Raw genomic sequence first — 14,760 nt, 5'->3', positions numbered from 1 at the left:
TTTTTTGAGATTGCAAAGATACCGAAGATATAACTTTTATCAACTAAATTTTAGTTAATTCGCCCGTCTACCCTATCTTTACTACCATAAATTTAACCCCTCACTTGTTTATGAAGAATAAAATACTATTAATCACCTTCACTTTTTTAAGCTTTTTGAGTCTAAAAGCACAGGTAAAATCACCATCAGAATTTTTAGGATACGAACTTGGCAGCCAGTTTTCACGCCATGCAGATGTTGTAAATTATTTTAAACATATCGCAGAAAATTCTCCATTGGTTACCTATCACACCTATGGTAAAACCAACGAAAGACGACCACTTACCTATGCGGTGATCTCTACTGAAGAGAACCTTGAAAATATAGAAGAAATTAGAAAAAACCATTTACGCCAGACCGGTATTTTAGACGGTAACCCCACTACCGATAAAGCTATCGTTTGGTTAAGTTACAACGTGCACGGTAATGAAGCTTCGAGTACAGAAGCTTCGATGAAAACTCTTTATAACTTAATTACTGAAAAGCAAGATTGGTTAAAAAACACCATCGTTATTATCGATCCTTGTGTGAATCCAGATGGTCGTGATCGCTACGCTAACTGGTACAACCAGGTGAGACAAACGCCATTTAGTACGTCACAAGATGCTGCAGAACATTACGAGCCATGGCCAGGCGGTAGACCAAACCATTATTTGTACGATCTAAACCGTGATTGGGTTTGGGCAACGCAGGTTGAAACCAGAAGTCGGTTAAAAATCTATAACCAATGGATGCCACATATTCATGTAGATTTCCACGAACAGGGAATTAATAATCCTTATTATTTTGCTCCTGCAGCCGAGCCTTTTCACGATATCATCACTCCGTTTCAGAGAGATTTCCAAACGAGGATCGGTAAAAACAACGCTAAATATTTTGATGAAGAAGGTTGGTTGTTCTTTACCAAAGAGCGTTTCGATTTATTATACCCAAGTTATGGCGATACCTATCCAACATACATGGGAGCTATTGGGATGACCTACGAACAAGCGGGTCATGGCCGTGGCGGACTAGGAATTGAAACCGACCAAGAGAGTACCCTTACCTTAAAAGAACGAATTGCGCACCATTTTACTACTGGAATTTCTACAGTAGAAATGGCTTCAAAAAATGCGGAAGAACTTGCTGAAGAATTCAGTAGTTATTTTAATAATCTTGACAGAAAATACGAAACTTTTGCTCTTAACGGAGATAAAGACAAAATTGCTGATCTAAAAGAATTATTAGACCGTCACGAAATCGAATATTCTACCGCTAATAAAGGCGAAAAGATTTCCGGATACAGTTTTACAGATAATAAAGACGGAAGTTTAACCACAACAGATCAAACTTTACTGGTTACCACTCAGCAGCCAAAAGGTCACATGGTTGAAGTTCTTTTTGAGCCTAAAACCAAACTGAACGATTCAATTACATACGATATCACAGCATGGAGTTTACCTTATGCTTATGGTTTAGATGCCGTTGCCAGTTCGAAAAGCTATTCAGGAAAAAATACTACTGAAACATCGAATATTAGCAATACTGTGAATGCTGAAGGTGCCGGTTATATTGCAAAATGGAACAGCTTAAAAGATGCCGAATTCCTTGCTGCTCTTTTAAAACAAGATGTAAAAGTTAGATTTAGCGAACTTCCTTTTTCTTCGGAAGGAAAAGAATTCAACGCCGGTAGTTTAATTATTACCAAAAGTGATAATCAAAAATTAACCGATTTCAACGAAATTGTTGTTGAAACTGCTAAAGATTTTGAAAGAGAATTGACGGTGGCAAGCACAAGTTTTGCCAGCAGCGGTCCAGATTTTGGTTCTCCTGATGTGAAATTAATCGGAAATCCAAAGATCGCGATGTTACGTGGTGAAGGAACTTCTTCTCTTAACTATGGTGAGATCTGGTATTTCTTCGAGCAGGAATTAAGCTATCCGGTAACCGCAATTGATACAGATTATTTCAATAGAATCGATCTTAGTTCTTACGATGTTTTAATCGTTCCAGAAGGTTATTATGGCAGTGCTTTAGGAAATGGCGGAGTAAAGAAAATCAAAGATTTTGTTCGCGGTGGCGGTAAAATGATCACTATTGGTAGATCTGTAGGTTACTTTGCAGGTCAGGATGGTTTCAGCATTAAAGAAAATCGTGTTGAAGAAAATAAAGAAGACGCAAATTCACCAAATCTTACTCCGTATAACATGAGAACCAGAGAGCGCATTAAAGGAAACAGCCCTGGTAGTATTGTTAAAGCTACAGTAGATAATACGCATCCTCTTGCTTTTGGATACGATGATACTTATTTCAGCTTAAAATTAAGCAGCAGCAATTTTGGCTTGCTTAGTAACGGGTACAATGTTGCTTACATGCAGGAGCCAAAAGTTGTTTCAGGATTTGTTGGTAGCGAAGCTTATAAAACTCTGGAAAATTCGGTAGTTTTTGCTCAGGAAAATATGGGTAGAGGTAGCGTAATTTATATGGTAGATAATCCATTGTTCAGATCATTCTGGCAAAACGGAAAATTATTTTTCGCCAACGCATTATTTATGGTGAAGTAGATTTCTAGATTCTAGATTCTAGATATTAGAGTTTAGACAAGCCTGCTGAATGCTGAATGCTGAATGCTGAATGCTGAATGCTGAATGCTGAATGCTGAATGCTGAATGCTGAATGCTGAATGCTGAATGCTGAAAATTAAATTGTCAAAAATGAATTTCAAAAAAATAGTTGCCTTTTTGTGCTTTTTGGTTGCTTGTACGCTAAATGCGCAGGAAGATAGTTCATTAAAAGTGAACTTCGAAAGTTTTACTTTATCCAATGGTTTAACGGTCATTCTACACACAGATCATTCAGATCCTGTGGTGGCCGTAGCGTTGACTGCGCACGTAGGATCGGCCAGGGAGATCGAAAATCGTACCGGCTTTGCTCATTTGTTTGAACATTTATTATTTCTGGAATCTGAAAACCTGGGAAAAGGCGGACTCGATAAAATGAGTGCAAGAATTGGTGGTTCTGGTGCCAATGGTTCTACCAGTCACGATCGTACAAATTTCTTCCAAACCGTTCCTAAAGATGCTCTGGAAAAAATGATCTGGGCAGAAGCTGATAAGCTAGGGTACTTTATCAATACTGTAACCGAACCTGTTTTAGCAAAAGAAAAGCAGGTGGTAAAAAATGAAAAACGCCAGAGTTACGATAACCGCCCATACGGCCATACCATGTATGTGATCGATAAAAATCTATATCCAAAAGATCATCCTTACAACTGGCAGGTCATTGGTAGTTTAGAAGATCTTCAAAATGCGACGCTTCAGGATGTAAAAGATTATTATAATAAATGGTATGTTCCTAACAACGTGATCTTAACTATTGCCGGAGATTTTGATAAAGAACAGGCAAAACAATGGGTTCATAAATACTTTGATGAAATCCCTTCCGGAGAAAAAATCGAAAGACAGGAAAAGCAACTGGTAAGTCTGGAAGAAAGCAAAAAACTGTATTACGAGGATAATTTTGCACGTTTACCAGAGTTAACTTTGGCCTGGCCTAGTGTATATTCTTATCATGAAGATTCGTATGCCCTCTCTATTCTTGCTGAATATCTAAGCAGCGGAAAAACCGCTCCGCTTTATAAAAATTTGGTCGAAGAAAAAGAGTTAACAAGATCGGTTAGAATGTATAATTACACCTCTGAACTTGCTGGAAAACTCCTACTTCAGGTTAGAGCATACGATGGAAAAGATTTGGATAGTGTTGCCGCAGCTATCGATGAAACTTTTGCTGAATTCGCTAAAAATGGAATTTCAGAAAAAGATCTTAAGCGCATAAAAGCCGGGCAGGAAACCAGCTTCTATAATAGTATTAGCAGCGTTCTTGGAAAAGGCTTTCAATTAGCCCAATATCAGATTTTCGCTAACGATCCTAACTTTATCAATAAAGAAATGGATAAGCTTTTGGCAGTGACCAAAGAAGATGTAATGCGAGTTTTTAATAAATACATCAAAGCTCAAAATTACGTAGCGACGAGTTTTGTTCCTAAAGGTGAAATTGAATTAGCTTTAGAAAATTCTGAACCTGCTGAAGTTGAAGAAGAACAAATCGTTGAAGGTGCTGAAGAAGATCTTGATGCCTCGCAACAAGCCGATTACGAAAAAACGCCTTCCAGCTTTGATAGAAGTGTAGAACCACCTTATGCTGCTACACCAGAACTTACAACTCCTGAAGTTTGGAAAGATTTTATGCCTTCTGGAATGCAGGTATACGGAATTACCAACAGTGAAGTTCCTTTGGTTAAATTTGAATTTCAGATGGATGGCGGATTACTTTTGGAAGACCCAAACAAAACGGGAGTTTCTAATTTACTGGCAGAAATTTTAGGAGAAGGAACCGCAAATAAAACTCCGGAGGAATTAGAAGAAGCTATCGCTCTACTGGGGGCAAATATTAGAATCAATTCTAGTAAAACCCAAATTAGTGTTTCTGGAAGTACTTTAGCTAAGAATTTTGAAGAGACCATCGCTCTGGTTGAGGAAATACTTTTACAACCAAGATGGGACGAAGATGAATTTAAACTGGCAAAACAAAAAGTGCTTAGCCAGCTGGAAGAAGAGAGAGCAAATCCTAATGTGATTGCAAATCTTGAATTTCAAAAGCTAATTTACGGGGAAAGAAGCTTACTTTCTAAAAATACTTTAGGTACAAAATCCAGCGTTGAAGCGATCAGCCTTCAGGATCTAAAAAACTATTACGAAGAAAACTTAACGCCGCAACGTACAAAGTTCCTGGTGGTTGGTGCTCTAAATAAAGAAAATGCTACAGATGCTTTAAAATCGCTTTCAGCAAACTGGCCGGCAAAGAATGTTCAGCTTCCTAAGATTGCACAACCTCAACTTCCGCAGAAATCGAAGGTTTATTTTTATGATGTTCCGGGAGCTAAACAATCTGTTTTTAGATTTGGAGCTCCAGCAATGGCAGCAACTAACAAAGATTTCTATCCTGCTGAAGTCATGAATTACCGCTTGGGTGGTGGTAGTTTTGCTTCACAGCTTACGCAACAATTACGCGAAGGAAAAGGTTATACTTACGGAATTAGATCTGGATTTTTTGGAGATCAGTATGTTGGGCCGTTCATGATTTCAACCGGAGTAAGAACCAATATCACAGACGATGCTGCCAAGCTAGTACAAGAGATATTGCAGGATTATTCAGAGAATTTTAATCAGCACGACCTTGAAATAACTAAAAGTTATATGATTAAAAGTAATATGCGAAAGTTTGAAACTTTAGACGCGAAGCTAAATATGCTTAGTGAAATTAGTAATTACGATCGTGATTACGATTATATAAAACAACGAGAAAAACAGGTGAAAAATTTAGACATTCTTGAAATTCAGGATCTGGCTAAAAAATACATTAATCCAAACCGAATGTATTATCTAATTGTTGGCGATGCTGAAACACAGCTTGAGAAATTAAAAGAACTTGGTTACGGTGAACCTATTCTTTTAAATCCGCAAGAATAAACATCAAGATTATAAAAAATGAAGCCCGATTTTCTTGATAAAATCGGGCTTTTTTTTATGCTATTTTAAGCTTAACTATTTCTCTTCAAATTCCTTTTCTTTCTTATCGTAGTATTCTTTCAGCGTATAAAAAGCTTTCTTTTTGTTGCCTTTATCATCAATTAAACCTTTACGATTCCAACCTTCCTGATATTTAGGATTATTACGCTTAGGAGATCTAAAATCTACCAGAATCCAAGGTGCGATTCCCATATAATTATCTGGCATGTTTTCCATCATTTTTAGTGTTTCTTCAAAATACCATTCTTGGAATTCTTCACTCCATCGAGTCTCTTTATCGGCATGGAATCCACCTTTAGATCCTGCACCGGTTTCACTAAAAAATAGTGGTTTATTGTACGCTGTTTCCCATTTCGATTTCACTTTAGCATGAGGCAAATCACCATACCAGCCCAAATATTCGTTTACAGAAACTATATCTGTATATTCTCCCAGGGGATCGTCGATATAGTTTGTTCCGCGGTTATATCCAACTTCTAAGGCAGCAGAAATCATTCTTGTATCATCTTTCTCTTTTGCATGCATCACCAGATTTTTCATAAACTCGGTTCTGGCTTCGCTAACCGGAGTTTCATTTCCTACAGACCAGATCACTACAGAAGCTTTATTTTGATCTCTAATGATCATTTCGTCTAACTGCTTCTTCGCTTTATCCAGAACGGCATCGTTTTTAAAGTTGATCGTCCAGTACACCGGAATTTCACTCCACACTAAAATCCCTAAAGAATCTGCTGCACGTGTCATATATACGTTATGCGGATAATGCGCCAAGCGAACCATATTTGCATTTAGCTCTTTCGCCCATCCTAAAAGTTTATGAGCATCAGCAGTGTTCGTGGCTCTGCGGACTTCAGGAGCAATTTCCTCATGAATACAAATTCCGCGCATAAAGATCTTTTCACCATTCAGCAATACATCTTTTCCTGAAACTTCTACTTTTCTAAAGCCTATTTTATCAGTTAAGGTGTTTTCTTCTAGCGTAAACTTCACCTCATAAAGTTTTGGATTTTTAGGCGACCATAATTCAAGTTTCTTTGCTTCAAAATTAAAAGAAGCTTCAGAACCGCTAATATCAACTTTCTCTTTAAGTCCAATTTCAGGAATTTCAATAGTAATTTTTTCTGCGGAAGCTGAATTCAATTTAAAGTGACCTGAAATTGTATATTTCTTACGCTTCTTTGCTTTTTCTATATCCTGAGACTGCTCTAAATGCAAAGCATACTGCTGAATAAAATTTTGTGGTGTAATCACCAATTTCACATCACGGGTAATTCCGCCATAATTCCACCAATCGGTATTTAAAGTTGGTACTTCATCTGCATGACGCTTATTATCTACTTTTACCACAAGAAAATTTCCTTTATCCTGAAGCATTTCCTGCGGAATTTCAAAATTAAAAGGCGTAAATCCACCTTTATGCATTCCAAGTTTTTTCCCGTTTAGATAAACATGCGCCTCATAATTAACCGCACCGAAGTATAAAAAAAGACGTTCATTTTCCTCTAATTTCGGCTTATCAAAATCCCTTTGATACCAAACTGTCCCTTCGTAATATTTAAAAACATCATCCTGAGAATTCCAATCTCCAGGAACCTGAATCGTATAATCATCACTATAACCATGCTCCTTTCTATCGGTTTTGCCATGTGGCTCTGGATTATTCCAATAAGCTTCAGGGTCTTTTTCTCCTTTCTCGGTATATCGATAATTATAAAAACCAGTTTCATAAGGATCGATAATGTAATGCCAGGTGCCATTTAGCGAAACCTGTTTACGATTATGCGTGTTTACGATTAAATTTTCCTGGGCAAATGCCGAGGCAGAAAGCAATACTAAAAAAGCAGCAATAATTTTTTTGAATATCATTTAAGACAGAATTTGATTAAAATATTTCAGGCCGAAGAAACTCAACCTGAATAATAAATGTAAAATTTACATTTACTAATATAAAAAAATTACGCTATTCTGAATCGATATATAATAAAGCTATTTAAAAATTTTTACTGAAAATATCGAATATCAATAAAGCTAATATTTGAAGATTTTGAGTCTGATTTTTTTAATCTGAAACAAGTAAACTACCTCGGGGCAAGCCTTAGGGTATTATTCCCTTTCGCGGCGCCAATAAAAAAACCTCCTACTAATTTCTCAGTAGGAGGCTTTTTATTTAGGTTGAAATCTTATTTACGAACAAACTTTCGCTAAAGCATCGGCGATTTTGTCTTCACCTTTGCTCATTTCGATCACTTTTCCGTAGGTTTTAGGATCTTTTAGAACAGTTATAACTGTTTCTGCAACGGCCTGACGTGGAATTTCAGATCCTACTTCATCCTGATCTTCAGTCATTAAAACCTTTCCAGCTTCATCGTCATCGGTTAAAAGAACGGGACGTAAAATCGTATAATCTAACGAACTTCTTTTCAGTTCTAAATCGGCATAATGTTTTGCGGTAAAATAGGGTTTCATTCCTTCTACTTTTCCCCAATAGGAACGATTATCAACCTGCGAAGCACTAACCATCACAAATCGCTTTATATTATGTTTTTCAGCTTCATTGATAACTTTAATAGCGCCATCAAGGTCGATTTCTATCGTTTTATCATCTCCGGTATTTCCGCCAGATCCTGCAGAAAACACGATAGCATCATAATTTTTAATCACCTCGCCAATAGCTTCAGGGGTGTTTTCTAAACTTTCTACCACCGTATCAACGCCCATTTCTTCAAAAAGTGGTTTTTGCTCCTCTTTTCTAATGAACGCGGTAGGTTCAAGATCTTCTGCAGCACGCATCGCTTTAGAAATTCGTTGTCCTACTTTTCCGTGTGCTCCAATAATTAAAACTTTCATATCAATTTTTCTTTTTCAAAATTTACTATTCTCTTATTTAGATTTTATATCCCTTTGCGGCCAGGTGATATCTAAAAGACTTTCTTTAATCTTCCAATTTCCATCTACGTATTCATAGTGGTCTACATAAACACCAAGCAATAATAGTGGCCGATCTTCTATAGGCCGCTCGGTTAAAAGATCGATCAAATAACATCTGCCCTTCGCAGTGGTCGGACTCGTAATTTCTACCCAATGATTGGTCACCGCATGCATAAATGGATAGCTCCCGTATGATTTTTCATCAAAATCTTTAAAGGCTTTTTCTAGTCCGTTCTGTATTCCATCTCTACCAATCCAAGGTGTTCGATCGGTTTGGCAAATGGCATCTTCAGTAAAAAGACCCGCAACTTTTTCCATTTGATTGGTGTCTAAAAGATGTGAATATTGAATTCTTAAATTCTTTATTTCTTCTATATGCAATAGCTTTTCTATAGGTTCCATAATCTTATTATTTAAATGCCGGGACAATGTATTTTCCAAATTCTTCTAATACTTCCAGCGGATTTCTATGTGATGGTTTTAAATTTAAAATAATATGGTTGATCCCCTGTTCTTCTTGTTTCTTCCAGTATTCTATCAATCGGTTACGCCCACCATACATAAAATTGCTGGAAGCCTGCACCGGCATATCGGGATTTTTAGATAATTCAAAGAAATTACCATAGCCATAAGGTTTAAAAATATCTTGATTCAATGCTGTCCAGGCTTCAATTACGGCATCTGCTTTTTGCGCCTGCATTCCGTGCCAAATCCAGCCATCGGTTTCTTTTGCGATCCAGTCGATGTCCTGCCCTGCTCTACCGATATTTAAGATTGGAATCTTTTGATGCGTTGGTTTTGGATGCATATCTAAGTTTCCACGAAGTTGACCATAAAATTCTGATTCATACTTCGGAAATGATTCGAGCATCAATTTTTTCAAAACCTGAGTAGCATCTCTAAAACGTGCAACCCGCGATTCAAAATTTACTCCCATTGCAGGATATTCGCTATAGCGATCGCCTCCTGCCAATCCTAAAATAAATCGACCTCCGGTAAGTTGATTTATAGATAAGGCTTGCTTTGCTAAAATTGCAGGATCCCTTAAAGGTAGGACGATACCGGCTGTACCAATCGCAATAGTTGAAGTTTGCCCAGCAAGCCAACCTGCATAAACCATTGGATCATAGATTTGCCCTGTATCACCAAAATTGGGGGCATAAAAAGGAACATCACGTAACCAAACCATATCTATTCCTACACGATCTGCTTGCTTTACAATTTCTATATGATTGCTCATATCGGGAAAAGGTGAATTGGGATATCCCCGCATCGGCGCAATAAGCCCAAAACTCAATTTATTTGGCTGAAATAGCTTTGTGTAAATCGCGTGATCTGCCAGACCTTGTGGATACTTTAAATTTTTCTCTTTCATATCAATTATTCGATTTCATATATCGCTATATATAGATGTATTGTTTCAAATTTTTAACTTAACTGGTTCAAGACAAGCCTCTATGCCGACAATTTCAGGCTAGGAAAGCATTTATTTGAAACAATATTTATTTTGAGACATCTGGATAGCTATAAATATTATAGCGTTTAATCTCGATTATCGAGTAAATATGTACTGAATGCCTTAATCACTGCTTCATTTCTTTTAAAATAAGTCCATTTTCCAACCCGTTTCATTTCTAACAATTCACATCGAGACATATTGCTGAGATACGTTGAAACTGTTGATTGTGATAATCCTGTTTTTTCGTGAATATAAGTCACACAAACACCTTCGCTATTGGGCATTGCGGTTGTATTTGGAGGAAAATTTCCCTCAGGATCTTTCAACCATTCCAAAATATCTAATCTTGTTTTATTAGAAAGGCACTTACTAATTTCTATAAACTCCTTTGCGTTCATAATGCAAACATATCGATATATTTAGATATGTAAAAACTCTTGTAGGAAAATATAAAAAAAGTCCGTTTAGACTTTATAAAAAAGCTTTCAACGGACTTTAAAATCTATTATTCTGGTGTTTTAAGAACAAACTTTCGCTAAAGCATCGGCGATTTTGTCTTGACCTTTACTCATTTCGATCACTTTTCCGTAGGATTTTGGATCTTTCAGTACAGTTAATACTGTTTCTGCAACTGCCTGACGTGGAATTTCAGATCCTACTTCATCCGGGTTTTCGGTCATTAAAACCTTTCCGGCTTCATCGTCATCGGTTAAAAGAACGGGACGTAAAATCGTATAATCTAACGAACTTCTTTTCAGTTCCAAATCGGCATAATGTTTTGCGGTGTAATACGGTTTCATTCCGTCTACTTTTCCCCAGTACGAACGATCGTCACTGTGCGAAGCGCCTACCATTACAAAACGCTTTACACCGTGTTTTTCAGCTTGGTTGATCGATTTGATCGCACCGTCTAAATCTATTTCCATAGTTTTATCGTGACCGGTTTTTCCACCAGATCCTGCAGTAAATACCACAGCATCGTAGTTTTTGATCACCTCGCCAATAGCTTCAGGCGTATTTTCTAAACTTTCTACCACCGTACCAACGCCCATTTCTTCAAAAAGTGGCTTTTGTTCCTCTTTTCTAATGAACGCCGTAGGTTCAACATCTTCTGCAGCACTCATCGCTTTGGAAATTCGTTGTCCAACTTTTCCGTGTGCTCCAATAATTAAAACTTTCATATCAATCTTTCTTTTTCGTTTATTTTCAAGTTAATTTTTCTTTTATAGAATCTGTTTTAAAATTCTATTAAACTTTATTGCTTTTTTAGGTTACTTCTTGCAAAAATTACTGCTGCGGAAGCGGTTGCAAAAAAAGCCATTATATAAGCCATCGTTACCGGCGAACCATTGTCTTCTCCAAACAAAGCCAGTAAAACTGAAGATAACACGCCACTCCCATATTGAAAAGCTCCTAAAAGCGCAGCGGCGGCACCCAACATTTCTGGTGCTTTATCGAGCGCGGCGGCGTTGGTACAAGCAGCGATAATTCCGTTCATCGAAAAGAAAAAGAATACTGTGCCTATCACCGCGTAAATTCCGCCAATCTCAAATTTCACCAATAGCGCTAAAGCGATTCCCGCTAGCATTGCTACCGAAGTTGCGATCTTCAGCAAATTATCAAGTGAATATTTTCGCACCCAAATTCTGTTAGCGATACTAAAGCCCATAAGACCTAAAATGTTGATCGCAAACAACCAACCATAATATTCCGGCTCGACATTAAAATACGTGATATACACCGCCGGCGAACCCGTAACAAAGGCGTAAACGCCCATATAGAAAAAGGTCACGCAAAGCGTATACACCATAAAATCTGAATTCTTAAAAAGTCGGCCGTATTTTTTAAAGGTTTCCAGCAACGAAGTTTTAGCTTGTTTTTCTGGCGGAAGAGTTTCCGGCAAACGCTGAATCGCAATAAACATTACCGCGCCAAAAGCCGCCAACACCCAAAAAACCACCGGCCAGGTACTGAATTTTATAATCTGACCACCCAGCAATGGACCAGCAATCGGTGCGATCGCCATCACTACCATTAAGGTTGAAAGCATCTCGGCCGCCTGTGTACGATCGTAACGATCGCGAATCATCGCTCGCGACAACATTGGCCCTACGCAAGCACCAAAAGCCTGCACCACCCGAGCTGTAACGATCTGAAAAATAGTTTCTGAAAACGCACAACCTATCGAACCGATAATGAATAAAATGAGTCCGATTCTTAAGGGCTTTTTTCTACCGATTCGGTCGCTTATGGGTCCCCAAATGATCTGCGCCAAAGCAAAACCGATCAAGAATCCCGAAATGGTTAATTCTACATCTCCTTGTAAATCTTTATGCATTTGCGGCATCGCCGGTAAATAGATATCGGTAGAAAGTGAGGTGAACGCCATCAAGGCTCCTAAACCACTTATAAAATAAAGTTTTCCTACTTCGTTGGTATCGTTTGCTGTGGTTGGGGGGTTTTTCATTTAGGGGTTTAAAATGCTGTTTTTATTTTGTTTTCAATTCTATGCCGCTTTGGTTTTTGCAAATAGCAATTAATTTTTGCTGAAAATCAATATTCGTGATTTCGGAATGTGGTTTTTGTTGTTGCTGATGGAAAAAATACTTCCCGGAAACTTTTGCTGCATTTTCTTCGCTCGTTGCTAACCAGAGTTGCGTTTCGTATCCTTTTTGCAAATCATCGGGAGCAGACTGTCCTCCCATTTTTGTAGGAACCCATCCGGGATCTACCGCATTTACATAAGTTTCAGGATAAATTTTGGCAACATAATTCATTAAAAGCGTAAGCAGAAACTTAGAATCTGAATAGCTGATATTCGGTATTTCAGCTTCATTTTTCTGCATACTTCCGCCTTTATGCATACTTGAACTCAAATAAATCAACCGATTTGGAGTTTCAATTTCCGCAGTTAACATATAAGGTGCCAAGACATTTACGTTGAATAATTCTCCGGAAGAGATCCCTGCGTTATGAATAATCGCATCAAATTTTCCAAAACTATTTACTTCTTTTGCCAACTGCTTTACTTCATCGATATTCGCTAAATCAGCGATCAAAACCGCTGAAGCATTGGGTAATTCAGCTTTTAGATCTTTCGTTCGTTCTTCATTTCTGGCGTGAACAAAAACCTCGTGATCTTGTGCTACCAAAGCTTTTGCCGCGAGTAAACCTAAACCATCGCTGGATCCTGTGATAAATATTTTTGCCATAATTTTAATTTATACAAACTTTAATCATTAGTACTTTCAACTAACCCCTTACTTTTTTTCATTGCCAAAAAAGTAACAAAAAAGTCTAGGTTTATTTTTAATTCCTTGAATTGTGGAGAAAAAAATTCTGCCTGCGCTAGGAAAACCGCTACGCTAATTCCTAGCTCCACATCCTACGCTGAAATTTTTCCTAACAATTACTACTGAATTAAAAAGTAGACCAATTTCACTTGACAAATAAAAAGTACAAGAAATCAGCACTGGCGCAAAACCCAACATTCGATTATCAAGAAAAACAAAAGAAGGAAATAAACCTGTTATTCCCTCCTTTTGAAGTTCAACCAACCTATTTTTCTTCTTCAAATGCTACTTCGTCTTGCCAAATCGCACCGCCTTCTGCAATGTTTGGTAGGATAACCAGGTGACTCATTACATTATTTTTTACCGCACCGTGCCAATGTGAAACTCCGGGTGGGCATTTGATCACGTCCCCTTTTTTAATATTTTCAAGCTCTTGTCCTTTGATTTGATGATAACCTTCGCCTTTGGTAACGACCAAAATTTCACCGGCAGGATGAATATGCCAATAGGTTCTTGCGCCGGGTTCAAAAGCTTCGGTAACCAGCATCATATCGTAAATCGAATCTTGCATCACGTGTGGTTTTACCCAAACATTACCGGTATTATTTTCTGCGGAAGCTAAAGCACCTTGCTGAATTTCTTCAACATTTACCGTCGGCTGTTTCTTATTCGCTTCGGTTTGCGTTGTTGAAATTTCCTGCTTACAACTCATAAAAAACAGCAATAGCAATAAGCCGATATTGGTGATTTTGAAGGCATTTTTTAGAGACATATAAAGCTGATTTTGGTTGAATTAATCTTCTAATTTTTTCAATTCCTTCGCCGGAATCCCTCCGACTAATGTCCGTGGCGGAACATCTTTGGTCACCACCGCTCCTGCAGCTACCACCGAGTGTTCACCGATAGTTACGCCTGGTAAAATATTTACGTTAGAACCGATCCACGCATTTCTCTTGATCGTCACTTTCCCCGGAACCAAAGTTTTGCGCTCTTTAGGTGAAATGGGATGATTTTCTGAAGTGATACTCACTCGTGGTCCGATCATTACTTCATCTTCAATTTCGATTCCGCCTAAATCGAGCATCGAGCAATCGTGATTGATGAACACTCCTTTTCCTAAAGAAATATTTTTCCCGTAATTGGTATAAAATGGCGGATAAACCGTGGTTGTTTCATCTATATCCTTCCCAATCAATTCGCCAAAAAGCGCTCTGCCTTTTTCAAGATCGTATTCTAGATTGAAGTCTTTTAAAACTTTAAAGGCTTCGCTCGCAACTTCAGCCAACCTCGGCATATCGGGATCGCTCATCGAAACGCTTTGTTGATCTCTCAGGGTTTTGATGATTGCATCGCGATCTTCAGCAGGCTTATGTTCTGTGTTGTTTTTCATTTTTCAGAAATTGTCTATTTCAGCAGCTGAATAATTTTCAGCATAAAAAAACCTCTCCGTAATTCTATAAAATGAGCTCCGGAG

At 37.9% G+C, this 14,760-nt stretch carries 12 protein-coding genes; 2 read left to right on the top strand and 10 right to left on the bottom strand.

The window, feature by feature from the left end; genetic code table 11:
• The first annotated feature begins 110 nt into the window (after positions 1–110).
• The gene (locus INR75_RS10765; RefSeq protein ID WP_223088807.1) at positions 111–2,582 is read left to right on the top strand and encodes a M14 family metallopeptidase; all 2,472 of its coding nucleotides are present in this window, start codon (positions 111–113) and stop codon (positions 2,580–2,582) included.
• Between the two features lie 150 nt (positions 2,583–2,732).
• Positions 2,733–5,546: a pitrilysin family protein gene (locus INR75_RS10760; RefSeq protein ID WP_223088806.1), complete on the top strand. Its 2,814-nt coding sequence runs from the start codon at positions 2,733–2,735 to the stop codon at positions 5,544–5,546.
• 75 nt (positions 5,547–5,621) lie between these two features.
• Here the strand turns inward: INR75_RS10760 and INR75_RS10755 are convergent, their stop codons facing one another.
• The 10 genes from INR75_RS10755 to INR75_RS10710 all read right to left on the bottom strand — a co-directional run bounded on the left by INR75_RS10755 (position 5,622) and on the right by INR75_RS10710 (position 14,676).
• Positions 5,622–7,472, bottom strand: a complete 1,851-nt coding sequence (locus tag INR75_RS10755; protein WP_223088805.1) for a glycoside hydrolase family 2 protein — start codon at positions 7,470–7,472, stop codon at positions 5,622–5,624.
• 318 nt (positions 7,473–7,790) lie between these two features.
• Positions 7,791–8,453, bottom strand: a complete 663-nt coding sequence (locus tag INR75_RS10750) for an SDR family oxidoreductase (RefSeq protein WP_223088804.1) — start codon at positions 8,451–8,453, stop codon at positions 7,791–7,793.
• A gap of 33 nt (positions 8,454–8,486) precedes the next feature.
• Entirely contained in the window at positions 8,487–8,936 is a 450-nt protein-coding gene (locus INR75_RS10745) for a nuclear transport factor 2 family protein (protein WP_223088803.1), read from the bottom strand.
• A 7-nt stretch (positions 8,937–8,943) separates the two neighbouring features.
• The gene (locus INR75_RS10740) at positions 8,944–9,909 is read right to left on the bottom strand and encodes an LLM class oxidoreductase (protein WP_223088802.1); all 966 of its coding nucleotides are present in this window, start codon (positions 9,907–9,909) and stop codon (positions 8,944–8,946) included.
• A gap of 167 nt (positions 9,910–10,076) precedes the next feature.
• The gene (locus INR75_RS10735) at positions 10,077–10,391 is read right to left on the bottom strand and encodes a helix-turn-helix transcriptional regulator (protein ID WP_223088801.1); all 315 of its coding nucleotides are present in this window, start codon (positions 10,389–10,391) and stop codon (positions 10,077–10,079) included.
• A gap of 120 nt (positions 10,392–10,511) precedes the next feature.
• Positions 10,512–11,174, bottom strand: coding sequence for an SDR family oxidoreductase (locus tag INR75_RS10730; protein WP_223088800.1), 663 nt, complete (start codon positions 11,172–11,174; stop codon positions 10,512–10,514).
• A 74-nt stretch (positions 11,175–11,248) separates the two neighbouring features.
• Positions 11,249–12,460 (bottom strand): multidrug effflux MFS transporter, encoded by a 1,212-nt coding sequence (locus INR75_RS10725; protein ID WP_223088799.1) that lies wholly within the window; start codon positions 12,458–12,460, stop codon positions 11,249–11,251.
• A gap of 22 nt (positions 12,461–12,482) precedes the next feature.
• Positions 12,483–13,205, bottom strand: a complete 723-nt coding sequence (locus tag INR75_RS10720) for an SDR family NAD(P)-dependent oxidoreductase (RefSeq protein WP_223088798.1) — start codon at positions 13,203–13,205, stop codon at positions 12,483–12,485.
• Positions 13,206–13,551: 346 nt separating this feature from the next.
• Positions 13,552–14,058 carry a cupin domain-containing protein gene (locus INR75_RS10715; RefSeq protein WP_255584515.1) on the bottom strand — a complete coding sequence of 169 codons (507 nt, stop codon included), beginning with the start codon at positions 14,056–14,058 and terminating at the stop codon, positions 13,552–13,554.
• Positions 14,059–14,079: 21 nt separating this feature from the next.
• Positions 14,080–14,676, bottom strand: a complete 597-nt coding sequence (locus INR75_RS10710; RefSeq protein WP_223088797.1) for a sugar O-acetyltransferase — start codon at positions 14,674–14,676, stop codon at positions 14,080–14,082.
• Positions 14,677–14,760: the final 84 nt, after the last annotated feature.

The organism is Zunongwangia sp. SCSIO 43204 (assembly GCF_019904275.1).
Taxonomy (GTDB): Bacteria; Bacteroidota; Bacteroidia; order Flavobacteriales; family Flavobacteriaceae; genus Zunongwangia; species Zunongwangia mangrovi.
This window is presented reverse-complemented; position numbering and strand designations above follow the sequence as displayed.

Bases quoted from the DNA above. Each gene is read 5' to 3' on its own strand.
- INR75_RS10750 (WP_223088804.1), bottom strand. From the start codon at position 8,453: ATGAAAGTTTTAATTATTGGAGCACACGGAAAAGTAGGACAACGAATT.
- INR75_RS10710 (WP_223088797.1), bottom strand. From the start codon at position 14,676: ATGAAAAACAACACAGAACATAAGCCTGCTGAAGATCGCGATGCAATC.
- INR75_RS10760 (WP_223088806.1), top strand. From the start codon at position 2,733: ATGAATTTCAAAAAAATAGTTGCCTTTTTGTGCTTTTTGGTTGCTTGT.
- INR75_RS10725 (WP_223088799.1), bottom strand. From the start codon at position 12,460: ATGAAAAACCCCCCAACCACAGCAAACGATACCAACGAAGTAGGAAAA.
- INR75_RS10740 (WP_223088802.1), bottom strand. From the start codon at position 9,909: ATGAAAGAGAAAAATTTAAAGTATCCACAAGGTCTGGCAGATCACGCG.
- INR75_RS10720 (WP_223088798.1), bottom strand. From the start codon at position 13,205: ATGGCAAAAATATTTATCACAGGATCCAGCGATGGTTTAGGTTTACTC.
- INR75_RS10765 (WP_223088807.1), top strand. From the start codon at position 111: ATGAAGAATAAAATACTATTAATCACCTTCACTTTTTTAAGCTTTTTG.
- INR75_RS10730 (WP_223088800.1), bottom strand. From the start codon at position 11,174: ATGAAAGTTTTAATTATTGGAGCACACGGAAAAGTTGGACAACGAATT.
- INR75_RS10735 (WP_223088801.1), bottom strand. From the start codon at position 10,391: ATGAACGCAAAGGAGTTTATAGAAATTAGTAAGTGCCTTTCTAATAAA.
- INR75_RS10745 (WP_223088803.1), bottom strand. From the start codon at position 8,936: ATGGAACCTATAGAAAAGCTATTGCATATAGAAGAAATAAAGAATTTA.
- INR75_RS10715 (WP_255584515.1), bottom strand. From the start codon at position 14,058: ATGTCTCTAAAAAATGCCTTCAAAATCACCAATATCGGCTTATTGCTA.
- INR75_RS10755 (WP_223088805.1), bottom strand. From the start codon at position 7,472: ATGATATTCAAAAAAATTATTGCTGCTTTTTTAGTATTGCTTTCTGCC.